This window comes from Bacillus sp. SJ-10, from assembly GCF_002843505.1.
In the GTDB taxonomy this organism is placed as follows: domain Bacteria; phylum Bacillota; class Bacilli; order Bacillales; family Bacillaceae; genus Bacillus; species Bacillus velezensis.
Window position 1 is genome coordinate 3,517,042 of sequence record NZ_CP025258.1, and the last position, 22,413, is coordinate 3,539,454.

The following is a 22,413-nucleotide window of genomic DNA, read 5'->3' on the forward strand; positions in this document are numbered from 1 at the left end:
TAAATGGATAAAAGGAACCCCAAAAAAATACCGCTCCACTTCCCTACGCAGGTCTGAACCTGTTCAAGTTATGAGGGTCTAAAAGTCTCACTTTTATCTCAGCCCTTATGAAGGACACCCCTAGTGGTCATACGATTAATGATTTAATTGTTATGCCTTCTATATTATCACGAATTGCAATTTGGTCAAGCTTCAAGGATTTTTCTCAGTTCCGACACGTAGTTGCGCGAGCCCGTGACGATGAGACGGTCTCCTGTTTTCAGCCGCGTGTCTCCGTGCGGAACGATGCTGTCCACACCTCTGAAAATCCGGACGAAAATCACATCGCCCATCAGCGGAAATTCCCGCAGAATGATGCCGTTATACGCCGGGTTTTCCAGATTGATCTGATATAACGAAGACTCCTCATTCGTCAGGAGGCTCATCACGCCCGGCGCCTCAATTAATGCGCGCAAGAGCGTCTTTGTAGACAGAAGGATAGAAAAAATACTGATGCCCTCTTCCTTCAGTTTTGTTTCATGCTCAACCGAGCCGACGCTTGCGATGATACGCTCAGTCCCTTTCTCTTTCGCTATTAAGGAAATTTCGGCGTTCACATCTTCATTTCCCGTCGCCACGACAAGAATATCCGTTTTGAAAATACCGTGCGACTCAAGCGTGCCGGGCTCGTAATCAGAAATCGTGTCAACCGAAAAAACCGATTCCGCAAGCGTTTCCCCGGCATTTTCCTGATACACATGGACGACCCGTACTTCATATTCCTCCACAGGCAATTCCAGCGTAACCGGAAGCGTCATTTGGTTGGCGCCGATAAATGTAATGCGCTTTTTTTCCTGCGGCGCGCTTTGCCGCTTGAATAATTTCTTAAAGCCGATCGGCGAGATGATGCTGGCAATAACCGCAACTAAAGTCAGCGCGCCGGACATATTGGCGCTGATAATGTGGAGCCTTTCTCCGATCGTAGCCGCCGCGATAACAAGCGACAGCGTGGACGTCAGCAAAAAGCCCGAAGCAAACACGGTTCTTTTGTCATACCATTTCTTTAAATAAAACACCGGGAACATTTTGCTGATAAACAGCGCAAGCAGAAGCAGCGGAATCATCGTTAATGTTTTCGGATCTTGGAAAAGCGTCCAAATGTCCAATTTCACCCCGACCATGACGAAAAAGATCGGAATTAAAAACCCGTATCCGAATGAATCCAGCTGTTCCACCATTTCTTTATTCGGAGACAGAAGCGATACCAGAACGCCTGCCAAAAACGCGCCGAGAATATTTTCCGCCCCGAGAGATTCCGATAAAGCGACAAGCACGATAATCAGTGTGAAAATGGCTCTCGTGCCGATCTGCACGGTGCCTTTAGACATCGACTGCACAAATGAACGGTGTTTAAAGATCCTGCCGAAGAAATACAGCACGACCCCCGCGGCAAAAAGGATCAACAGAAGCCACATATTTCCGCTGTCTTCTCCGTAAAGAGAAGAGAAGAAAGCGAGCAGAATCATCGTAGCCAAGTCCGCGATAACGGCGACAAGCAGGATAATCTGGCCGATATTGGAGTTCATGATCCGTTCTTCCTTTAAAGTCGGGACCACCACGCCGAGTGATATCGTCGAAATAATAAGCGTCATTAAAAATGCGTTTTGTATAAAACCGGCTAATACAAAAGCATAGGACAGCAGCAATGATAAAATAAAGATGCCGAAAAAGATAATCAGTGCGGCAGAAAACGTGTTGGGCGCTTCCTTGCCATTCGGAAGGAATTGTTTTTTCTTCCCTTTCTCAAATGAAGAAAAATCAATTTCCAAGCCGCTTAAAAACATTAAAAAGATAAAGCCGAGAACAGACAGCGTCTCCAGCCACGTGTCTCCCTGAACGACAAGATTCAGGCCGCTTTTTCCGATAATAAGCCCCATGATGATCTCCGCGACGACGACGGGGATGCTGAGCTTAAACCGATGTAAAAGGAGCGGCGTCAAAAAAGCGACGATCAGAACGACGACTAAAGATGCGACTGATGTGTGTTCCATTCGTAAATACCTCCTTAAAACAAGGGCTATAAAAGCCCGCTTAAAGCGGGCGAAACCTTACTTTTTTTTAAAAACATAACGCATATTCTAACAAGGCTGAACGCGAAAAAAAAGTGATAAGGCTTTATTTCTTTAATTCTTTTTTAATTTGTACCAAAACAGCGTAATTAGGTATAGGAATTAGCCCCATAATAAATAAAAAACCGTTAATAAGGAGGCTGACACGAATGGCTTATGACATCATCAGCGATATACACGGATGTTATGACGAAATGATCGCGTTAATGCAAAAGCTCGGATATGAAGTGAAAGACGGAACGCCCGTTCATTCTGAAGGCAGGACGCTTGTCTTTGCGGGGGATTTAACGGACAGAGGCCCAAAATCCGTAGAAGTGATGCGTTTTGTGGCAAAAGCATATGAAAAAGGAGCCGTCCGTTATGTCCCGGGAAATCATTGCAACAAACTGTATCGTTACTTAAAAGGAAACCCCGTAAAAGTGATGCACGGACTGGAAACGACGGCAGCCGAACTGAAAGAGCTGTCTCCCGCCGACAGAACGGAAGTCTCCAGACAATTCATCCGATTATATGAGTCAGCGCCGCTTTATGACATTTTACATAATGGCGATCTCGTTGTCGCCCACGCCGGCATAAAAGCTGACGATATCGGTAAATACTCGCGTAAGGTAAAAGAATTTGTTCTGTACGGCGATATCACGGGTGAAACGTATCCCGACGGCAGACCCGTCAGAAGAGACTGGGCCGCCGCTTACGAAGGCAAGGCATGGATTGTTTACGGCCATACCCCGGTAAAACGCCCCCGGATCGTCAACCGTACAATCAACATTGACACAGGCTGCGTCTTCGGCAATCAACTGACAGGCTTTCGTTTTCCCGAGCACGAAACCGTCTCTGTGGAAAGCTCAATGCCGTATGATGCTTCACGATTTCGCGAGGATCACGGCAGGCAGGCATGAAAAAAGCCCGAAACCGGCACACGGTTCGGGCTTTACATGTGTTCAATTAATGTTTTCATATCGTCAGGCACCGGGGCGTGAAAAACGAGCGTTTCTCCGGTCATGGGGTGTACGAATGAAAGCCGCTCACTGTGAAGAGCCTGCCGCGCAATTCCCTCATTTTTTCCGCCGTACAGTGTATCACCGACTAACGGATGGCCGAGGTAGCTCATGTGCACCCGGATTTGATGCGTCCGCCCCGTTTCCAGCCGCAGGGCTGCAAGCGTAAACGCATGTCCCGCTTTTTCCGTTTGAAAATGCGTCACCGCTCGTTGTCCCTCCGGCGTTACCATCCGCTCAATAATACTGTCGTGTTTTCTTCCGATGGGCGCGTCCACCGTTCCTTCCTTCTGCGGCATGATGCCGTGTACGACAGCGAGATACCGCCTGCTGACAAGCCCCTTCTTCTGCGCTGCTGACAAAAGAGAATGGGAAAGCCGATGTTTGGCGATCAGCATCGCCCCCGATGTATCCCTGTCAAGGCGGGTGACAAGATGAACCGTTGATGGCACGCCGCTTTTTCGGTAGTGGCTGATCACTCCGTTAGCGATGCTTCCCGACGGATGTTCTCTTGATGGAATTGAGGAGACATACGGCTGTTTATTGACCACAAGCACATGGTCATCTTCATAAAGAATATCAAGCGGAACCGGCTCAGGCAAAAGCGTTTCACTCACATGCTCCTTCGGAAATTCAATCTTAAGCACGTCTCCGTCCGCTAACACGGTGCGGACGGTTACATGCTCTCCGTTCACAAGCAGGTCTCCCCCGCCGAATTTAATGTCAGCGAGTAGCCGCTTTGAAATGCCGAGCTGCGCCGTATATTCTTTTATCGTCATGCCGGCTTCCCGGGCAGTCATGTTCTTTTGGATAAAAAAGTTGTCCAATCCGTTTCCTCTTTCTATTCGCCTTTTCCGATAAAGGAGTCCTGCACCCTTTTCCAAAACGGAAAAGGGCGGAATCTTGCAAATCTGACTTTTTCATTTGCCACACGGCATAGAATGGACTTGACATCCTTATGCAGCAAGGTTAAATGATCAATTGTGACTTGAAAGTCGACGTCGTTTCTCGGTTTGATGACACAGTTATGATGATCGGGAAGCAAAAGCGGCGAACCGACAGTCCTGAACACTCTGTTGTTGATGGATGCCATTTCCGCAAGCTGAATCGCCCTGATGGAAGGGTGGATGATTGCGCCGCCTAACGCCTTATTATAAGCCGTGCTTCCGGAAGGCGTAGACAGACATAAACCGTCCCCCCTGAACGTTTCAAACAGCTGGCCTTTAATTTCCACGTCAGCGACGAGACTGCCTTCTATGCTTTTGATCGTACATTCGTTCAAAGCCAGATACCGCTCCTCACGCTCTTCATCATGATAAGTGACAATCACCTCAAGAAGGGGATACTCCACGGTATGATACGGCGTTTTGGCAATGGCCAGAACGAGCTTTTCTATCTCCTGCGGAACCCAATCGGCATAAAAACCCAAATGCCCCGTGTGAACTCCGACAAACGCCGTTTTATCGAGACGGTCGCTGTACCTGTGAAATGCGTAAAGAAGCGTTCCGTCACCGCCGACGGAAATAACGATTTCCGGCTCTTTTTCATCCAAGGTCATATCAAAATCGAGTAAATACGCCTGTATTTTGCTTTTCAGTGTATCTGAAACCTCGTCTCCTTTTGAAGAAACGGCAAATTTCATGCCATTCCCCTCCTTTCCTACTGGCGGTCTCCCGCTTTTTTCTTTCGCGAGAACGCGGCTTGGGCTTCCTGGATTTCTCCGCGGATTTCTGACATTTCTTCATCGAGCCGGGATGCGGCTTCTGAGGCCCGCTGCAGCCTCAGCTTTACTTTTTCGGGAATGTTCCCGCTGTATTTGTAATTCAGTGAATGCTCAATGGTTGCCCAAAAGTTCATGGCAAGCGTCCGAATCTGTATTTCCACAAGAACGTGCTTTTCACCGGACGTTGTTTGTAAAGGATATAAAACGACAAGGTGGTAAGACCGATATCCGCTTTCCTTATGCTCTGCTATGTAATCCCGCTTATCGACAACGGTAAAATCTTTTCTGGCAAACAGCATATTTTTGACGATCTGGATATCATCGACAAATTGGCACATAATACGCAGCCCCGCGATATCCTGCATCGTTTCAATCTGATGAAGCGGTATGCTTTTTCGTCTCGCTTTTTCAAGTATGCTCGCCACCGGCTTCACGCGGCCTGTCACAAACTCAATCGGTGAGTGGTCATCTTCATACTCATAAAGGGTTCTGACGCCTTTCAGCTTCACCTTTAATTCTTCAACAGCCTGGCGGTATGGCGCTAGAAATTGCTCCCATTGTTTGTCATCCATCGTACATCCCCCAATTCCGAACCTGTTCTAAAGAAATACGTTTTTCACTTTTTCTTCCATATCTCCGTAGTTTGCATTATCTTTAATATTTTCAAGAAGATAATCGAGTTCTTCATGCAGCCCTGAAAGTTCAACCGTTTTTCCGCCGGCCTCAAGGACCGCCGGCTTTCTTTGGTCTAAGGCTTCTTTCAGATCCGGCCAGATATGTTCTTTTATAATGACATATTCAAAAGAGTCAGCTGATTCAAGTATGTATACAAAAGCAAAGTGATCGGAATCAACAAGCATTTGACCTGAGGCTTTGCGTTCCGCTCCGCTTAAGTCCTCTCCGCACTTCAAGCGGAGCGCGTCTTCTGTTAATGATGCATTTTGGATTTCAATTCTCTTTTGCATAATGTTCTCCTTTTTTAACAAAGTACAGCATTTATTTTATCATATCAAGGTCGATATTGATAAACGTAACCTCTAAAGAGATAATGGGAATTATACAATTTTTCGTCCTGAAAGGAAGACTGTCATGACCCAAGAAATAGAAATTGAATTCAAAAACCTGCTGACAAAATCAGAATTTCTGAAGCTGAGTGAAGCACTCTGCATGAAAGAACATGATTTTAAACAGCAGGTCAATCATTATTTCGACACGAAAGATTTTTCCCTGAAACAAAAAAAATCAGCACTCCGCATCCGAGAAAAAGACGGCGCGTTCGTCCTGACGTTAAAAGAACCTGCCGCGGTCGGTCTGCTGGAAACCCATCAAGAGCTTGCGGCACCTGATCTTGACGTCTTCAAGATTCCGGATGGCCCCGTCAAACGTCAGCTGGAAGGTCTCGGAATCAACTCAGAACACATTTGCTATTTCGGAACGCTGTCGACCGCACGCGCGGAAAAAGAATCAGAAAAAGGCTTAATCATTTTAGATCACAGCCGATATTTAGAGAAAGAAGACTTTGAATTGGAATTCGAGGCTGCTGACTGGGATGAAGGAAAACGGGCGTTTGAACAATTGCTCAAGCAATTCGGCATCCCAGAGCGGATCACGAAAAATAAAATCCAGCGTTTTTATGAACAGAAACAAAAAAAGGTGGAATGACACAGTGAATATAACGAATTGGGCGGCCCTTCTCCAGCTGCAATCAATGGCGCTGCAATCAATCTCTCATACAAGCACGGCTTCAGGCGGACAATCTTCAGAAAGCCCGCTTGCCAATTTCAGCGCGCTTCTCAGCCAGTATACGGACACAGCCGTCCGGCAGCAGCCGGAATCAGGGATTTTAAACGGTGTGCGGACCGCTCACGCTTCATATTCACCGAGAATTCCCGTTTCATCCGATTCCGCGGCAGCTTCACAGACCGCTTCCCCAAGCATAAAGTCTGCGAATGCGGCTTCTGACATCAGCACCGGAAACTTTTCAATAGACAGCGCCATTCAGAAAGCGGCCGAAAAATACGGTGTGGACGAAAAGCTGATCCGCGCGGTTATTAAACAGGAATCAGGCTTTAATCCGAAAGCGGTCAGCGGTGCGGGGGCAATGGGACTGATGCAGCTCATGCCTTCCACGGCAGAATCACTCGGGGTGTCAAACCCGCTTGATCCCGTCCAGAACGCTGAGGGCGGCACGAAGTACTTAAAGCAGATGCTCACGAAATACGACGGAGATGTATCTCTCGCGTTAGCCGCCTACAACGCAGGCCCCGGCAACGTAGATCGGTACGGAGGCATTCCGCCGTTTAAGGAAACACAGCAGTATGTCAAAAACATAACCAAACAGTATTACGCGTAAACCAGAGAGGCTTCCTTCGCCCTCTGGTTTTTTTGCGGAGTGAAATCTTACACATGAATGAAGGCGATGTGATATGATATGAAATACAAGCGCCTGACAGAAAGGCACTTTGTTTGTAGAAATAAAATGTTATTGCTAAAATATACAGTAACTGAAGATAGTAAAACAAAAAGATAAATTCGCAATGGGAATTATGATTCCTATTAGCCATATAAAGGAGTAGTCAACATGGTACAATCGTTTAACGCACCATATGAAGCGATTGGAGAGGAACTTCTATCGCAACTTGTTGATACTTTTTATGAGCGTGTCTCGTCTCATCCCTTGCTGAAGCCGATATTTCCAAGTGATTTGACTGAAACGGCCAGAAAACAAAAGCAATTTTTAACCCAGTATTTGGGCGGACCTCCTCTTTATACTGAAGAGCACGGACATCCCATGCTCAAGGCAAGGCATCTCCCCTTTCCGATTACGGACGAGAGGGCTGATGCGTGGCTAAGCTGTATGAGCAAAGCGATGGATCAGGTCGGGCTGGAGGGCGATATTCGTGAATTTCTGTACGGGCGTCTGGAACTGACGGCCAGGCATATGGTAAACCAGTCAGAAGCGGAGGATCGATCATATTGACGAATTATCAGCATGAGCAATACTTCGCCCATTGCCACGGACATCCAAAAAAACCGCTCGAAATTTACATGTTTGTCGACCCTTTATGTCCTGAATGCTGGTCGCTGGAGCCCGCCATAAAAAAATTAAAAATCAAATACGGACGTTTTTTTACGCTGCGGATCATTGTTTCCGCGAGCATTACATCGCTGAATAAGCAAAAGCGGAAAAAACACCTTCTTGCCGAAGCTTGGGAAAAAATTGCGAACCGTTCCGGGATGCCCTGTGACGGAAGCCTTTGGCTCGAGCAGGATCAGCCTCTTTCATCGCCCTACCTTGCCGCACTCGCTTTAAAAGCGGCTGAACTGCAGGGAAGAAAAGCGGGCATTCTGTTTCTCCGCAGCATGCAGGAAAGCCTGTTTGTCTCCAAGCAGAATATTACAGATGAAGACGTTCTTTTAGAAATTGCCGAAAAGACGAAATTGGATGTTGAAGAATTCAAGCGTGACCTCCATTCGCAAAGCGCGGTAAAAGCGCTTCAGTGCGATATGAAAATCGCGGCGGAAATGGACGTCACCGTCAACCCGACATTGACGTTCTTTAACAGCCTGCATGATGATGAAGGGCTGAAGGTTCCCGGCAACTATTCTTATGACGTATACGAAGAGATCTTATTCGAAATGCTCGGGGATGAACCGAAGCCTTCTGAAACGCCGCCTTTGGAATGTTTCATTGAATATTTCCGGTTTGTCGCATCGAAAGAAATCGCACTCGTTTATGATTTGAGTCTAGAAGAAGTTGAAAAAGAAATGAAAAAACTGGCATTCGCCAAAAAGGTCGCCAGAGTGGAAGCAAAGCACGGCCTGTTTTGGAAATCTCTGGCCGGCACTCAGGAGGATGTCACCTGTTGTGATCATTAAAAAAAGCTGATTCCTTACGGAGCCGGCTTTTTTTTGTGCAAATAAAGAAACCGCGCCGGGATAAGCGCGGTTTCATATGTCTTAACGACAACAAAGGGGATGGGAGAAATTTTTCACGGTCAAACAAAGGGGTAATGTTTGTTTGTGATCAATTTCACATCCTTATCATATCAAATCTTGTCGAGTTTTGACAAGCCATAAGATTAATGTTCATATTTTTGTCACAAAACATAACTGACTGCTTGTTTTCATAGAATATATCAATGAAAAACAAGGAGGGAAATCAATGCTCCGCACCGTATTGATCATCGGAATGATTGTGTTTTTCTTCTTTTTAAATCTGCTGGCCATGATGCACATGCTGCCGATTTACATTACATCTCCCCTGCTGTTTCTGTCCATATTGTTTGCCTTGTACCGGCTGAATCACAGAAAAACGTTTAAAGGGTTTTAGAAAAAGCCTGCGCAACTTATGCACAGGCTTTTTTGAATTACGAAGGGTTCACTTTCGAAAGAAGCTCTTCCATTTCGTTCAGCTTCTCTTCAAACATTTTGCAGGCCGCCTCGATCGGTTCAGGCGATGTCATATCGACTCCCGCTTTTTTCAGTATGTCGATCGGATATTCCGAGCTTCCCGCTTTTAAGAATTCGGTATAGCGCTCCACCGCAGGCTTGCCTTCTTTTAAGATCTGGCTGCTCAGCGCTTGGGCCGCACTGTAGCCTGTCGCATATTGATACACATAATAATTGTAATAGAAATGCGGAATTCTTGACCATTCCAGACTGATTTCTTTATCAATCACCATGTTGTCACCGAAATACTTTTTATTCAGATCATAATAAAGTTCGTTCAGCAGTTCAGGCGTCAGCGGCTCGCCTTCCTGCGCTTTCGTATGAATCAGATGCTCAAATTCAGCGAACATCGTCTGTCTGAACACTGTGCCTCTGAATCCTTCAAGCATGTGGTTGAGCAGGTACAGACGCTGTTTTTCATCCTTTAAGCTGTTCAGCATATATTCACCGAGCAGCGCTTCATTAGTCGTTGAAGCGACTTCAGCGACAAAAATGCTGTAGTTACCGTACGGATACGGCTGATATTTTCTCGTATAGTAGCTGTGCACGGAATGGCCGAACTCGTGAACGAGCGTAAACAGATTATTGACATTATCATGCCAGTTCATCAAGATGTACGGATTCGTGCCGTATGTACCGGACGAATAAGCACCGCTGCGTTTTCCTTTGTTTTCGTATACATCGACCCAGCGGTTTTCAAGTCCTTCTTTTAAAATAGACGCGTATTCCTCGCCCAGCGGAGCAAGTCCTTTGAGCATATAATCTTTCGCTTCCTCATATGTGACCTTCATTCCCGAATCTTTTACGAGCGGTGTGTACAGGTCATAAATATGGACTTCATCAAGGCCGAGCACCTTTTTCCGCAGGTCAATGTAACGGTGTAATAACGGAAGATGTTTATTTATCGTTTTAATAAGGTTATCGTAAACTTCTTCAGGGATGCTGTTATTGGATAAAGCCGCTTCCCGTGCTGATTTATATTTTTTCACACGGGCGTAAAAATTATCTTTTTTCACAGTGCCGCTGAGTGTAGTCGCCATCGTGTTTTTATACTGTCCGTATGTTTTATATACAGCTTCAAATGCGTTTTTGCGGACTTCACGATTGCTGCTTTCCAGAAAATTAATAAAGTTGCCGTGTGTGATTTGAGTTTCCTTGCCGTTTTCATCTTTAATCGACGGAAATGTAATATCGGCGTTATTTAAAACGCTGAATGTATTGGAAGGCGACGACAGCGCTTCTGAGGCTTCCGCAAGCAGGGCCTCTTCTTGTTCGCTCAGCACGTGCGGGCGCTGTTTTGTAATTTCTTCAATTGCATGGGAGTAAAGCTTAAGCTCTTCTTTTTCCAGAATGAACTGGTGCAGCTTGTCCTCCTGAATCGCCAGAATTTCCGGTTCAATGTAAGCAGTCGCGCTGGCAGCCTGGGAATACAGGCTTGCGGCTTTGTCGTTCAGCCCTTGGTAGAAAGAATTTCCCGTATCCTGGTCTGAGCGCATATGCGCGTATGCATAAAGTTTGCCAAGGCGGTTCGTCACTTCATCCTGTGCCGTAAGCGCCGCGTATAAATTGTCAGCCGAATGAGCAAGCGTTCCTTTAAAAGAAGATAAATTCGGGATTAATTCTTTAACTGCTTGAAATTCTTTATTCCAGGCCTCATCACTAGGAAAAATATCCTCTAGTCTCCATGTATGCTCTGCCTTTACTTCACTTCTGTCAGGCAGCTGTGCTGCTTTATTTTCCTCAGTCATGGTGATCCCCCTCGTTTTCTTTACTTCAAGCCAATTGAAAAAACGATTGTTTCTCCAAAAACTTGTGTTGTGATTATCTTCCGGCTTTTCACTGCCTTTTGTCAAATCATATGCGGCATATAAGACCGAGCATACCAATAATACAGTGAAAAAACGAAAACAAAATGCTTGTACGCCCCTCACATTCGCCACCACCTTGACGTTAGGGTGAACGAAATGAAGCATTCTCATTCCCCAAAAAAGAGCAGATCCCGCCGGCGCAGCTCTTCTGCCGTTTGAGGGCGCTTCCATGGAGATGAGGGCATATATACTTCATTCTCAATTTCCCTTAAAAAATCCTGCAAGCATAAGAAATCAGCATATTGTTTTACCGCCATTCCGATAAGGCTATCTTGTGAACCATACCTCATCCGGATCTCCTTACCCCTGATTTTTTGCCGTAAATCATGAACCATGCCGGATAATCGGATCGGCGCGCCTTTTTTAAAAAGTTCCTCAAGCCGCAAGTATAAATGGCTCTGCCACACAAAAACGGGACTTGCAAACACAAAGCCCGCTGAAACGGGAATAAACACTTCAGAGGGGAGAAATGGAAATGCAACCTGATGTCTTTCGTAAAAAAGACGCCGGATAAGACCGGCATCTTCAGATAAAAACCGCCCGCTTTTGTTGCGGAAGCCGGCTACGGCACGTCCCCACGAGGAAAGTTTGACGCTGTGCCGCCCTTCCGGATGACAAATGTCGTTCAGGTTTGCTTTGTGAAGAGGGATTGCGGTTAAGCCGGCATAAGAATAGCCGGTGTAAAACGGAGTGATGGAATGCAGCCTGTAAAAGGAGCGGGCGTCGGGGCAGTAAAACAGTAAGGAGGAAAATGAATGGACTTCAAAGAACTGCCAGTGAAAAGCAGAAAGCCGGAAAAATTGCGTGGCCATCCGTTTTAACCGTTTTGCCCCGATGATCCAGACCGGCCGGTAACCGGCATTTTTCAGGCCTGCCGTCCGGCTCTTTAAAGAGTCCGCCGAAAGGTTCGCACATTGAAATTCAAAAGCCAGCCTCTCTTCTCCGCTTACTGCCGTCAAGTCAGGCCGCTGTCCAGCGGAAGTCAGATACGGTTCCAGGCTGACACTGCACCCTTGTGTCTTTAGCCAGAGAAAAAGCTGCCTTTTTCCTTCCAGATGGTATTCGCTTTCGGGTTCGGATTCCCCCGGACACAGCCTGCTTTTTTTATGAGCGAAGTGCGGCAGTTTCTCCCGTCCCAGTTTGATATCAAGCTCACTTTTGCAAACAGGGCAGAACCAGCTTTTCTTTCTCAGCTCCGCCGCTTTTTCCTTTGAATAGCTTCCGGCCAGCTGAATGAGCCGTCCGTCGGCAGTCACAGCACTGAACATGTTGCATCTTCTCCTTTCCTGAATCTTGTTGTATTCAGCAGGAAGAAGGCATAATCCTGTTTGCGGATGAGAGCCCGTTATACGGTTTTCAGCCGTTCATCGTGTCATTCAGAACAAAAAAAACCGATTTCTGCTGAGAGAAATCGGTTTGTTATGATGCAAAGTGTTTTTTTATTGTATATAACGCATGATCAGCGATCACCAATTTGCCGTATTCTTCAAGACGGTGAATGCTGACTGATGATTCGTGCGCGTACTCCAACAGGATGCTTAGCTGATTTTCAACCTCTTCATCAGTTTGCTCATAAAAATCTGCATATAAATAATATCGGTCTTCAAACGAATACAGGGTCGTTTTGATTCCGTTAAGATTCAATTTTGATAGCGAGATGAGATCCTCAAAATCATCGAACCGCAAAGTGAACTGAAGCTTTTGCTCCTTATCTTCCCGGCTCTCGGCCTGCTCTTCTTTCTGGAAATCATCAAGTAAAGCATCGAGATTTTCATCTGCCGGCTCTTGTTTTTTATCTTCCGGGATCGGCAGTTCGAGTTTTTGTCCGTCCTTTGAAAGCTGGGCTTTTGTTACGATTATTTCCAGTCCTTTGTCCAATGCCTGAACCTGAATCCAAAGAGGACCCTCGACAGCGAATTCTTCTTCATCATGCACTTCATCCATGACTTCCCAGAACAGTTCTTCACTGCGCTCGCGATTGTACCAGATTTCTTCTCTGTCAAAACCGCGATCTTCAATATCACCATAAGACATATAAAATTTTACAGTATGCTCATTAATTCTTTCTATTTCCATTTTGCCAACCTTCCCTTCTTTATAAGATGTTGAAGGGACATCTAAGCTCCCGATGAATAGTACTTTACTACACTTTACCCATTCCGTCCACATCTTAACCTTATAGAGGACAGCGCAAATTCTTTATATTTCTATTTTATGATAAAACAGTTATAAAAGAAATAAAAAAGCATTTTCACACCGAAAAACAGGCTTTCTCCCGGTTCCCATCATAAATAGCGCACTGCTTCATATATTAGCTGTACAAGCAATCGATCTATAAGCGAGGTGTTACCATGCCGCACGATTACCTGCTGTCCCTTCTGCTTATTATCGGGATTGACCTTATTCTCGGCGGCGACAATGCCGTCGTCATCGCGATGGCCAGCCGGAATCTGGCTCATAAACAAAGACAGCAAGCGATCATCTTCGGAACGTTTATCGCAGTCGTCTTGAGAATCGTTCTGACGAGCGCTGCGGTCTATTTATTGAATGTTCCTTTTTTACAATGCGCAGGCGGGGTATTTTTATTGTATCTCGGCTATCAGCTTCTGATTGAGAAGAAAGATGCGCAGCATGTGAAAAGCAGTTCTTCTCTTTGGAAAGCCATCCGCACAATCGTTCTGGCTGATATCTTTATGTCGCTTGACAATGTCATCGCAGTAGCCGGCGCTTCTCACGGTGAGCTGACACTTGTAGTGATCGGCCTCTTCATCTCGGTGCCGATTATCATTTGGGGCAGCAAGCTCGTTCATGCCGCCATGGACAAAATGCCTTTATTGATGTACGCCGGGAGCGGTCTTCTCGCATTTACCGGCGGTGAAATGATTGCCGGAGACAGCAAGCTGTCATTTTTCATGGCAGAACACGGCATTATACAAATGATGCTGCCGATTTTGACCGTCGTATTTGTTATCCTCGCCAGTATGATTTACCAGCAGACTGAAAAATAACAAAAAGCCCAAACCGCGATGGTTTTGGGCTTTTTCCATGCTATCGTAAGCTTATATCAGTTGGCAAGACGCTGTGCTTCTCTTAATTGGAAAGAACGCACTTTTCTTGGCAGGAATCGTCTGATTTCATCTTCGTTATAGCCGACTTGCAGACGTTTTTCATCAATGATGATCGGACGGCGGAGCAGTCCCGGATGCTCATTGATCAAAGTATATAAGTCTTGAAGCGGCATAGATTCAACATTTACGTTCAGTTTCTGGAATACTTTAGAACGGGTAGAGATAATTTCATCCGTACCGTCTTCAGTCATACGCAGAATCTGCTTGATCTCATCAATTGATAACGGCTCGGAGAAAATGTTTCTCTCTACAAACGGAATCTCGTGCTCTTCAAGCCAAGCTCTTGCTTTTCTGCATGACGTACAGCTAGGTGATGTGTATAATGTAACCATTAATCTTCACTCCTCTAATTAGTAGGATGAACATGTTTGTATTCTCAAATTGAAATGACTTTAAAAAAGGAATCTTTATAGGTATTATACTATAAAAAAGTAAGTGTGAACAGTCTCCTGAGAAAAAAATGTGTCAATCCGGCAAATTTACGGCTGGCGGATTTTTCCCCATTCTCAATTAGCTCAGCTGATCGAAAATGTTTTTTCGTTTTTTCTCATCAATGACTTTGAGAACTTCATCCGTTTTTTCGTATGATTCTCCGTACCATTTTTCATCTTTATAAGTGTGAATGTTTTCATATGTCTGTTTCATCGCTTCAAACATTTCTTCTTCTGATTCCGTCTTAGGTGACCAGTACAGAATCTCCATTTTGTTCACTTCATTCGTAGCCAATGACCGGCGCCGATACCCGATTGACTGCGCGTGCTTGAAATGCTCTCTTTGATAAAAACGCAAGCGTTTCTGTGTATCCGTGTCATCCTCGTCAACAGGCTCCACCTCAAGCAGAATCGGCTTGTTTTTCTTTTTCAGCCTGCCGATCAGCTTGCTTCCGAGGCCTTGTCCTCTGGATTTCTTTGACACAAACAGGTAATCAATAAAGATGAAAGAGTCAAATTCCGCATACATCAGCACGTGGTACTGCCCCTCTTCTTTATGATAAACATCGCTTTGCTCCTTTAACAGAGCTTCCATATGCGCTTTTGATTTCATTTCTTCAATCGGAAAATATTCACTCAGCTTTTCGTACCAGTTCATTCATTTGCTCCTTATGGGTTCGTTGTCTTCACACTTTTAGATATACCCCATTTCCGATTGTTTAAACAATCTTACATCTATTAAGACGTGTGATCCTTTAACATGGTTTCAATTTTTTAAAAATGGTGTGTAATCGACGTTTTTGGTATAACGGTTTGCCGCGTCCCACAGCAAAAATTCGTCAATTCCTTCATCATGCAGCGCTTTAACCTGTTCTTCCACCTGGCGTTTTCCGTACTTTTGATAATTTCCGCTGCCGAGATATGATGCCGTGAAGTCCTGAAGCCACGGACGCGATACAGGCGGGTGTTTCAGCTTAGACAGTTTTTTATTTTCCACCTTCGCGTATTCTTTGACGACATTGTAAGGCTCAAGATCCGGTTTATCAATGCCGAAATAGCTTGTCCAATGGCTCGGATAAATCATGGATGAAATGACATCGACCTGTTCTGAAATCTTGCTGAAATTCTGGCCGATCCCCGGCGCTTCCGGCAGCGTGGCAGAATAGCCGAAAATATCAACCGACACATCCGCGCCGTACGGCTTGAGTTTTTTCTTCGCATAACCGACAAAATCGGTGACGGCGTGAACGCGTTTTTGCACATTGCTGTCTGCTGTTTTTCCGTAATCGCCGTGACCGTATGTCAGTTCGTCATCACGTTTTTCAAATCCTTCAGGAAAACGGACATAATCAAACTGAATTTCTTGAAAACCCATCTTTACGGCTTGTTTTGCAATCTTTACATTGTAATCCCATACTTCTTTCATAAACGGATTGACGAACGATTCGCCGCGGCCGTTTTTCCAGACACTTCCGTTTTTTTCTTTAAAGGACCACTCCGGCTTTTTGTTCGCGAGTTCGCTGTCTTTAAATACGACAATACGCGCAATCGGATAGATCTTTTTTTCCTCCAGCTTTTTCATCATCTTTTTTGGATCTTTGATGTACGGCTTGGCGATTTTGGCATACTCAGAATGGCCGTCCGGCTTAAAGGTGAGGTTTCCGTTGTCGTCCTTGACATCAATCACCATTGTATTGAGCTCCGTTTTGTCCACAAAGTCTGTCAGCTCCCCGAATTTGCTTCCTCCCGCTGAATGCCCTGTGACGTAAATGCCCCGCACCTTATCAGGATGTGTAAAATGCAGCCCTGACGGATAAGCGAACCGTGAATTTGATTTCGGCAGTTCTTTTTCAGCCAGCGCTATTTTTACAAGCGGCTGCTCCTCTTTCGCAGCGGCGTGGGCCGGATAAGCGGCTGCACTGATAAACAGTCCCGCACAAATGGCGCACAAAATGGTTTTCATACTGATCTCCCCCTTTTTTTCCATTATAGAAAAACGGGAGCAGGCTTAATAAACTTGAATGTGCGCAAAAAAATCCTCCAAGACTGAGTCTTGGAGGATGATACTTTTATAGATAGGTTTTAAATTCAGCTTCTGTGCACATGACAAAATGTCCCGGTTTCACTTCTCTGAATTCCATTTTTTCTCCTTCTTGGAGCTGATGAATGGACGGATCGTATTTCTTTCGCATGCGATTTCTTTCATAGTCCGGATCAGGGAGCGGGATAGCGGACAGCAATGATTTCGTATATGGGTGAAGCGGGTTTTCGTAAAGCTCATCCGCCGGCGCAAGCTCCACCAATTTTCCGAAATACATGACGCCGATGCGGTCGCTGATGTATTTGACCATTGATAAATCATGGGCAATAAACAGGTAAGTGAGCCCTTTTTCTTTCTGCAATTCTTTCATTAAATTGACGACTTGCGCCTGAATGGAGACGTCAAGCGCCGAAATCGGTTCGTCCGCGATGATAAACTCCGGATCAACCGCCAGCGCTCTGGCGATTCCGATACGCTGGCGCTGTCCGCCCGAAAATTCATGCGGGTAGCGGTTGGCGTGCTCTTTATTTAAACCGACCGTTTCCAGCAGTTCGTGAACCCGCTGCATCCGCTCTTTTTTCGTTTTTGCCAGGCGGTGAATATCTATTCCCTCGGCAATAATGTCGGCGACTGTCATTCTCGGATTTAAAGATGCGTACGGATCCTGGAAAATCATCTGCATTTTCCGGTTAAATTCCAGCAGCTTCTTGCGGGATTTTTTCCCGTGGACATTTTCCCCGTTAAAGAGAACTTCCCCGCCGGTTGCCTCATACAGCCGGATAATACTGCGGCCCGTCGTTGATTTACCGCAGCCCGATTCTCCGACAAGGCCGAGCGTTTCGCCTTTATAAATATCAAATGACAAATCATCTACGGCTTTTACCGTTCCTTTCTGCGTGAAAAAATGCTGTTTTAAATGTTTGATTTCGAGAAGTTTCTCAGTCATTTTTTTCACCTTCCTTCATTAAAACAGGATGCTGATACGTATTCGGAAGCTGACGGATTTTAGCCTTCACCGCTTCAGGGGGCTCGACCTTAGGCGCATCAGGATGCAGAAGCCACGATTTCACAAAATGCGTATCAGACACTTTATACATCGGCGGTTCCTGTTCAAAGTCAATTTTCATCGCATATGAGCTGCGGAGCGCAAATGCATCCCCTTTCGGAGGATTCGTCAGATCAGGCGGCGTGCCCGGGATGGCCGTCAGTTTTTCCTGATCGGTACTGTCCAGGCTAGGCATTGAGGCAAGCAGCCCCCACGTATACGGATGGCGCGGATCATAAAATATTTCATCCACCGTGCCCGATTCGACGACCTGACCCGCGTACATGACAGCGACCCGGTCGGCGACATTGGCGACAACGCCGAGATCATGCGTGATAAAAATGATAGACGTATCAATTTTCTTTTGCAGATCTTTCATCAGCTCAAGGATCTGTGCCTGAATCGTCACATCAAGCGCTGTTGTCGGTTCATCGGCAATTAACAGTTTCGGATTTGCCGCAAGCGCCATCGCGATGACGACACGCTGTCTCATCCCGCCTGAAAATTCATGGGGGAATTGGCCGATCCGTTTTTCGGGCATCGGAATCCCGACGAGATCAAGCAGCTCTATGGCGCGCTTTTTCGCCGCTTCACTTGAGATTTTTTCATGTTTGAAAAGCACTTCCGTAATTTGTTTGCCGACTCTCATCGTCGGGTTCAGAGAGGTCATCGGATCTTGGAAAATCATTCCGATGTCCTTTCCTCTGATGGCCTGCATTTCTTTTTCAGACATCGGCACGATATCGCGTCCGTCAAAAAGAATCTGTCCTCTTTTAAAGTAGCCCGGCGGCATCGGGATCAGCTTCATAATCGCTTGGGAGGTCACACTTTTTCCGGAACCCGACTCCCCCACGATCGCAAGCGTCTCTCCTTTATTCAAATGGAAATTCACGCCGCGGATTGCCTGTACCTCTCCGCCGTATGTTTTAAATGAAATGGCTAAGTCTTTTACTTCTAGCAAACGTGTCACTCATATCACTCCTTATTTGCGTAACTTAGGATCCAGCGCGTCTCTTAACCCGTCGCCGACAACGTTAAAGCCGAACATCGCCAGGCAGATAAAGCCGGCAGGGAAGAACAGACGCCAAGGGTAATAGGTTAATGCAGGCAATCCGTCTGAGGCCATCGTTCCCCAGCTCGCAAGCGGCGCAGGTACGCCGAGGCCCAAATAACTTAAAAACGCTTCTGTAAAAATCGCCGTCGGAACCGTCAGTGTCATCGTTACGAGGATAGAGCCCATCGCGTTCGGGACGATATGTTTAAACAAAAGCCGGCCGGTTTTGGCGCCGAGTGTCTGTGAAGCAAGCACATACTCCTGATTCTTTAATTGCAGCACCTGTCCGCGGACGATTCTCGCCATATTGATCCAGCCCGTGATTGTCATGGCGACGATAATGGTGAGCAATCCTTTCGGCAGGACAACCATCAGCAAAATAACCATTAATAATGAAGGAACAGCCCACAGAATGTCGGCGATGCGCATCATCACTTCATCTGTGCGTCCGCCGCGGAATCCGGAAATGCTGCCCCAGATTACGCCGATTAATAAATCAAGCACGGCAGCTGCGACACCGATAAAGATGGAAATCCGCGCGCCCACCCATGTCCGGACGAATATATCCCTTCCAAGGTCATCCGTGCCGAACCAATGATCTTTCGACGGCGCTTTATCCGCATTTAATAGATTGGTAGTCGCATAATCATACCTTGAAAAGACAGGCGCAAAAATCGCCATCAGAATAATAAGAACGATCAGTACGAACCCGACCATCGCAAGCTTATTGCTGCGGAAGCGGAGCATGGCGTCTTTCCAGAGGGAAAGGCTTTTTTTATTTATTTTTTCGGCATCGCCGGCATTAGCTGAAGCTGGTTCAAACATATTTTTAGGAATGTTCTGCATGGTCTAGGCTCCTTTCTTTGCTTTGGAAAGCTTGATTCTCGGATCGATTAATCCGTACAGCACGTCTACAATTAATACGCATAAAAGCAGGAGCACGCTGAAGAACACGGTAACTCCCATAATGACCGTATAATCACGGTTTGTAATGCTGTTTACAAAATGCGCGCCTAAACCGGGAATTCCGAAAATGGATTCAATGATGAAACTTCCCGTTAAAATGGATGCCGCCATCGGCCCCATATATGTCACGACCGGCAAAAGCGCGTTTCGAAGCGCATGGCGCACGGTGACTGACGGACGGGAAAGTCCTTTAGCTTTTGCAGTCCGTATGTAATCGCTGTTTAACACTTCAATCATGCTTGAACGGGAGAGTCTGGCAATGAACGCCATCGGCATGGAAGCGAGCGCAATAGAGGGCAGAAAGGTGTATGCCCAGGATTCCCACCCTGCGACCGGGAACAGTTCTAATTTAATTGAGAAAATATATTGCAAAATCGTCGCCAATATAAAGCTCGGAACTGAGATCCCAAAGATCGTTAAAATCGCAATGGTATAATCCTGCCATTTATTATGGTACAGGGCAGCAAGCACCCCGAAAAGCACACCGAACGCTAAAGCGAGGAGAATAGCTTCTGCACCGAGAGTGAATGAGACGGGGAAGCCTGAATTGATTAAATCATTAACACTTTGGCCTTTATATTTAAAAGAAGGTCCGAAGTCCCACATCGCCACAGATTTTAAGTAGCTGGCATATTGAACGAAAAGAGGCTTGTCCAGGCCATAGTGTTCGTTTAAGTTTGCCTCAATTTCAGGCGGCAGCTTTCTTTCGCCGGAAAATGGTCCGCCCGGCGCTGCCTGCATTAAGAAGAATGTGGCGGTCACAATCACAAACAATGTGATGATCATGTAAATGAATCGTTTACCGATATATTTCAGCAAGGTGAACACCTCCATGTTTTTTACAATTTTATACGTAATCAGTAAGAAAGGTATATGGGGACATCCTCCCCATATACCTTGGGTCTTTTGTTTTCAGAACCGTCTTTTATTCAAAAGAAGCGTTTCTGAAGTAAACTTCGCCTGTTCCGGTCAAGATTACATTTTTGAGGTTTTTATCCTGCACCCAAGGATCCGTATAGAAATAAACTGGCGCGACCGGCATTGCGTCAATAAAGATCTTTTCTGCTTTTTTCAGCTCTTCGATACGTTTATCCGGATCCGTTTCAAGCTGAGATTGGTTCAGCAGCTTTTTAAACTCAGGATCTTCCCATCCGGTATCATTGTTTCCGCCTTCTTTATCACGGAACAATTCAAGGAAGTTGATCGGATCGTTGAAATCGCCGAGCCAGCCCATACGCCCGATTTGGTAGTTCTGGCTGTGCAGCTTGTCGATGTAAACATTCCATTCGGAGTTATCAAGCTCAACTTTGACGCCTAAGTTCTTTTTCCACATTTCCTGTACGGCCTGCGCGATTTTCGCATGCGCGTCATCCGTATTGTAGGACAGTTTGATCGCCGGAAGGTCAGAGGCATTCTTGACGCCTAATTCCTTCAGTCCTTTATTTAAGAATTCTTTAGCTGATTTGACGTCATTGTCTTTGAAATAACCTTTTGTGTTATCCTTGAATCCCTTCATTGACGGCGGCACCGCAGCCATGGCCGGGATTTGTTCGCCCTGCGTTACATTTTTCACGATGGACGAGCGGTCGATCGCATAAGCAAGGGCTTTACGGATGTTGACATTGTTCAGCGGTTTCGCTTCTGTGTTGAATTTGTACCAATACACGCCTGCGATCGGTTCAACGTGAAGAGATCCGTCTTTTTTCAATGTCGGCAATGATTCAGTCGGAAGCTGGCCGAGCGGCATCCCTGCCCAGTCAAGCTCACCGGCCTGGAATTTTTTCAGTTCGGTGTTGTTATTGTTAATCATCACCATGTTGATTTTCTTCAATTTCACAGCGTCTTTATCCCAATATTGATCGTTCTTTTCGAGCGTGATGGAACCGCTGTGTTTCCAGGCCGTCATTTTGAACGGGCCGTTTGACACGTAATTTTCGCCTGCGTTTGTGTTCCAGTTTTTATGTTTTTCCGCAATTTTCTTGTTGACCGGCATATACGTATAGAATGAAGTTAATTGCGTGAAATAAGGTGTCGGGTTATTCAGTTCAACCTTTAATGTTTTGTCATTTACGGCTTTTACGCCTACATCATCAATCTTGCCTTTTCCTGTATTGGCAGCTTCAGCGCCTTTGATGTAGTAGAGCTGATAAGCGTATTGTGATTCGTTGTTCGGGTCAAGCGCCCATTTCCACGCATATTCAAAATCCTGCGCCGTCACAGGGTCGCCGTTAGACCATTTCGCACCGTCACGAATCGTAAATGTATAGGTCTTTCCGTCTTTGCTTGTTTCAATTTTAGATGCCATTCCTTCTTCAGGCTCACCTTTGGAGTTTACGCGTGTCAATCCTTCAAAAGTCTGTCGGATTACGCCTCCTGACACGGAATCATTCGCTAAACCCGGATGCAGTGAGAACGGCTCGGTTTTAATATTGATATTAAGTGAAGTCTGTCCTTTGGTGTCTTTTTTACCGCCGCCTGATCCGCCGCTGAATCCGCCGCACGCACTTAATACAAGCGAGAAGATAAGCATCAAACCTACAATAGACCAACGCTTTTTCATGCACTAACCCCCTAATCAAATTTTTCAGCCTTTACTACT

At 45.9% G+C, this 22,413-nt stretch carries 23 protein-coding genes and 1 riboswitch; of the genes, 7 read left to right on the forward strand and 16 right to left on the reverse strand.

Features of this window, described 5'->3' with window-relative positions:
- Positions 1-23: 23 nt before the first annotated feature.
- Positions 24-132, reverse strand: a riboswitch (TPP riboswitch).
- Positions 133-185: 53 nt separating this feature from the next.
- Complete coding sequence (locus CXL14_RS17320; RefSeq protein ID WP_014417428.1) at positions 186-2,030, reverse strand: monovalent cation:proton antiporter family protein; 1,845 nt, start codon at positions 2,028-2,030, stop codon at positions 186-188.
- Between the two features lie 227 nt (positions 2,031-2,257).
- On the opposite strand from CXL14_RS17320, the gene prpE reads away from it, so the two are divergent.
- Positions 2,258-3,007: a bis(5'-nucleosyl)-tetraphosphatase PrpE gene (prpE, locus tag CXL14_RS17330; protein WP_007409101.1), complete on the forward strand. Its 750-nt coding sequence runs from the start codon at positions 2,258-2,260 to the stop codon at positions 3,005-3,007.
- Between the two features lie 32 nt (positions 3,008-3,039).
- Here the strand turns inward: prpE and CXL14_RS17335 are convergent, their stop codons facing one another.
- Genes CXL14_RS17335 through CXL14_RS17350 form a run of 4 tightly spaced genes read right to left on the reverse strand, consistent with a single transcriptional unit; the run spans position 3,040 to position 5,794 of the window.
- Positions 3,040-3,933 carry an RluA family pseudouridine synthase gene (locus CXL14_RS17335; RefSeq protein WP_014417427.1) on the reverse strand — a complete coding sequence of 298 codons (894 nt, stop codon included), beginning with the start codon at positions 3,931-3,933 and terminating at the stop codon, positions 3,040-3,042.
- Between the two features lie 14 nt (positions 3,934-3,947).
- On the reverse strand, positions 3,948-4,748 hold the full coding sequence (locus tag CXL14_RS17340) for an NAD kinase (protein WP_003155018.1): 801 nt from the start codon (positions 4,746-4,748) through the stop codon (positions 3,948-3,950).
- Between the two features lie 17 nt (positions 4,749-4,765).
- Positions 4,766-5,401, reverse strand: coding sequence for a GTP diphosphokinase (gene yjbM / locus CXL14_RS17345; RefSeq protein WP_003155019.1), 636 nt, complete (start codon positions 5,399-5,401; stop codon positions 4,766-4,768).
- A 27-nt stretch (positions 5,402-5,428) separates the two neighbouring features.
- Positions 5,429-5,794 (reverse strand): UPF0738 family protein, encoded by a 366-nt coding sequence (locus CXL14_RS17350; protein ID WP_012117290.1) that lies wholly within the window; start codon positions 5,792-5,794, stop codon positions 5,429-5,431.
- A 124-nt stretch (positions 5,795-5,918) separates the two neighbouring features.
- On the opposite strand from CXL14_RS17350, the gene CXL14_RS17355 reads away from it, so the two are divergent.
- The 5 genes from CXL14_RS17355 (at position 5,919) to CXL14_RS20250 (ending at position 9,162) form a co-directional block, all read left to right on the forward strand.
- Complete coding sequence (locus CXL14_RS17355) at positions 5,919-6,491, forward strand: CYTH domain-containing protein (protein WP_014417426.1); 573 nt, start codon at positions 5,919-5,921, stop codon at positions 6,489-6,491.
- Between the two features lie 4 nt (positions 6,492-6,495).
- Positions 6,496-7,182 carry a lytic transglycosylase domain-containing protein gene (locus CXL14_RS17360; RefSeq protein WP_014721000.1) on the forward strand — a complete coding sequence of 229 codons (687 nt, stop codon included), beginning with the start codon at positions 6,496-6,498 and terminating at the stop codon, positions 7,180-7,182.
- 228 nt (positions 7,183-7,410) lie between these two features.
- Positions 7,411-7,809: a globin domain-containing protein gene (locus CXL14_RS17365; RefSeq protein ID WP_014417424.1), complete on the forward strand. Its 399-nt coding sequence runs from the start codon at positions 7,411-7,413 to the stop codon at positions 7,807-7,809.
- The gene (gene spxH / locus CXL14_RS17370) at positions 7,806-8,708 is read left to right on the forward strand and encodes a protease adaptor protein SpxH (protein WP_003155024.1); all 903 of its coding nucleotides are present in this window, start codon (positions 7,806-7,808) and stop codon (positions 8,706-8,708) included. Before CXL14_RS17365 ends, spxH begins: the two co-directional genes overlap by 4 nt.
- 286 nt (positions 8,709-8,994) lie before the next feature.
- Positions 8,995-9,162 (forward strand): hypothetical protein, encoded by a 168-nt coding sequence (locus CXL14_RS20250; RefSeq protein ID WP_003155026.1) that lies wholly within the window; start codon positions 8,995-8,997, stop codon positions 9,160-9,162.
- Positions 9,163-9,199: 37 nt separating this feature from the next.
- On the opposite strand, the gene pepF is transcribed toward CXL14_RS20250, so the two are convergent.
- From pepF to mecA, 3 genes are all read right to left on the reverse strand, one after another.
- Positions 9,200-11,029 (reverse strand): oligoendopeptidase F, encoded by a 1,830-nt coding sequence (gene pepF, locus CXL14_RS17375; protein WP_003155028.1) that lies wholly within the window; start codon positions 11,027-11,029, stop codon positions 9,200-9,202.
- Between the two features lie 227 nt (positions 11,030-11,256).
- Positions 11,257-12,417 carry a competence protein CoiA family protein gene (locus CXL14_RS17380; protein ID WP_014417422.1) on the reverse strand — a complete coding sequence of 387 codons (1,161 nt, stop codon included), beginning with the start codon at positions 12,415-12,417 and terminating at the stop codon, positions 11,257-11,259.
- Positions 12,418-12,568: 151 nt separating this feature from the next.
- Positions 12,569-13,225 carry an adaptor protein MecA gene (gene mecA / locus CXL14_RS17385; protein ID WP_003155032.1) on the reverse strand — a complete coding sequence of 219 codons (657 nt, stop codon included), beginning with the start codon at positions 13,223-13,225 and terminating at the stop codon, positions 12,569-12,571.
- 275 nt (positions 13,226-13,500) lie between these two features.
- Here mecA and CXL14_RS17390 point away from each other — a divergent pair, with 275 nt between their 5' ends.
- The gene (locus CXL14_RS17390; RefSeq protein ID WP_014417421.1) at positions 13,501-14,157 is read left to right on the forward strand and encodes a TerC family protein; all 657 of its coding nucleotides are present in this window, start codon (positions 13,501-13,503) and stop codon (positions 14,155-14,157) included.
- A gap of 56 nt (positions 14,158-14,213) precedes the next feature.
- Here the strand turns inward: CXL14_RS17390 and spx are convergent, their stop codons facing one another.
- From spx to CXL14_RS17430, 8 genes are all read right to left on the reverse strand, one after another.
- Entirely contained in the window at positions 14,214-14,609 is a 396-nt protein-coding gene (gene spx / locus CXL14_RS17395; RefSeq protein WP_003155034.1) for a transcriptional regulator Spx, read from the reverse strand.
- Positions 14,610-14,787: 178 nt separating this feature from the next.
- The gene (locus tag CXL14_RS17400) at positions 14,788-15,366 is read right to left on the reverse strand and encodes a GNAT family N-acetyltransferase (RefSeq protein ID WP_007409110.1); all 579 of its coding nucleotides are present in this window, start codon (positions 15,364-15,366) and stop codon (positions 14,788-14,790) included.
- Positions 15,367-15,474: 108 nt separating this feature from the next.
- Positions 15,475-16,671, reverse strand: coding sequence for a putative glycoside hydrolase (locus CXL14_RS17405; protein WP_014417420.1), 1,197 nt, complete (start codon positions 16,669-16,671; stop codon positions 15,475-15,477).
- A 106-nt stretch (positions 16,672-16,777) separates the two neighbouring features.
- A complete protein-coding gene (oppF, locus tag CXL14_RS17410; RefSeq protein WP_014417419.1) occupies positions 16,778-17,695 on the reverse strand; it encodes an oligopeptide ABC transporter ATP-binding protein OppF in 918 nt (305 codons plus the stop codon).
- Positions 17,688-18,764, reverse strand: coding sequence for an ABC transporter ATP-binding protein (locus tag CXL14_RS17415; protein ID WP_003155039.1), 1,077 nt, complete (start codon positions 18,762-18,764; stop codon positions 17,688-17,690). Before CXL14_RS17415 ends, oppF begins: the two co-directional genes overlap by 8 nt.
- Positions 18,765-18,776: 12 nt before the next feature.
- The gene (oppC, locus tag CXL14_RS17420) at positions 18,777-19,694 is read right to left on the reverse strand and encodes an oligopeptide ABC transporter permease OppC (RefSeq protein ID WP_007409113.1); all 918 of its coding nucleotides are present in this window, start codon (positions 19,692-19,694) and stop codon (positions 18,777-18,779) included.
- A 3-nt stretch (positions 19,695-19,697) separates the two neighbouring features.
- The gene (locus tag CXL14_RS17425; RefSeq protein ID WP_014417417.1) at positions 19,698-20,633 is read right to left on the reverse strand and encodes an ABC transporter permease; all 936 of its coding nucleotides are present in this window, start codon (positions 20,631-20,633) and stop codon (positions 19,698-19,700) included.
- A gap of 106 nt (positions 20,634-20,739) precedes the next feature.
- Positions 20,740-22,374, reverse strand: coding sequence for a peptide ABC transporter substrate-binding protein (locus CXL14_RS17430; protein WP_014417416.1), 1,635 nt, complete (start codon positions 22,372-22,374; stop codon positions 20,740-20,742).
- Positions 22,375-22,413: the final 39 nt, after the last annotated feature.

Bases quoted from the DNA above. Each gene is read 5' to 3' on its own strand.
- oppF (WP_014417419.1), bottom strand. From the start codon at position 17,695: ATGACTGAGAAACTTCTCGAAATCAAACATTTAAAACAGCATTTTTTC.
- CXL14_RS17405 (WP_014417420.1), bottom strand. From the start codon at position 16,671: ATGAAAACCATTTTGTGCGCCATTTGTGCGGGACTGTTTATCAGTGCA.
- CXL14_RS17355 (WP_014417426.1), top strand. From the start codon at position 5,919: ATGACCCAAGAAATAGAAATTGAATTCAAAAACCTGCTGACAAAATCA.
- CXL14_RS17380 (WP_014417422.1), bottom strand. From the start codon at position 12,417: ATGTTCAGTGCTGTGACTGCCGACGGACGGCTCATTCAGCTGGCCGGA.
- CXL14_RS20250 (WP_003155026.1), top strand. From the start codon at position 8,995: ATGCTCCGCACCGTATTGATCATCGGAATGATTGTGTTTTTCTTCTTT.
- mecA (WP_003155032.1), bottom strand. From the start codon at position 13,225: ATGGAAATAGAAAGAATTAATGAGCATACTGTAAAATTTTATATGTCT.
- CXL14_RS17365 (WP_014417424.1), top strand. From the start codon at position 7,411: ATGGTACAATCGTTTAACGCACCATATGAAGCGATTGGAGAGGAACTT.
- CXL14_RS17340 (WP_003155018.1), bottom strand. From the start codon at position 4,748: ATGAAATTTGCCGTTTCTTCAAAAGGAGACGAGGTTTCAGATACACTG.
- prpE (WP_007409101.1), top strand. From the start codon at position 2,258: ATGGCTTATGACATCATCAGCGATATACACGGATGTTATGACGAAATG.
- oppC (WP_007409113.1), bottom strand. From the start codon at position 19,694: ATGCAGAACATTCCTAAAAATATGTTTGAACCAGCTTCAGCTAATGCC.
- CXL14_RS17390 (WP_014417421.1), top strand. From the start codon at position 13,501: ATGCCGCACGATTACCTGCTGTCCCTTCTGCTTATTATCGGGATTGAC.
- CXL14_RS17400 (WP_007409110.1), bottom strand. From the start codon at position 15,366: ATGAACTGGTACGAAAAGCTGAGTGAATATTTTCCGATTGAAGAAATG.
- CXL14_RS17320 (WP_014417428.1), bottom strand. From the start codon at position 2,030: ATGGAACACACATCAGTCGCATCTTTAGTCGTCGTTCTGATCGTCGCT.
- spx (WP_003155034.1), bottom strand. From the start codon at position 14,609: ATGGTTACATTATACACATCACCTAGCTGTACGTCATGCAGAAAAGCA.
- CXL14_RS17430 (WP_014417416.1), bottom strand. From the start codon at position 22,374: ATGAAAAAGCGTTGGTCTATTGTAGGTTTGATGCTTATCTTCTCGCTT.
- yjbM (WP_003155019.1), bottom strand. From the start codon at position 5,401: ATGGATGACAAACAATGGGAGCAATTTCTAGCGCCATACCGCCAGGCT.
- pepF (WP_003155028.1), bottom strand. From the start codon at position 11,029: ATGACTGAGGAAAATAAAGCAGCACAGCTGCCTGACAGAAGTGAAGTA.
- CXL14_RS17350 (WP_012117290.1), bottom strand. From the start codon at position 5,794: ATGCAAAAGAGAATTGAAATCCAAAATGCATCATTAACAGAAGACGCG.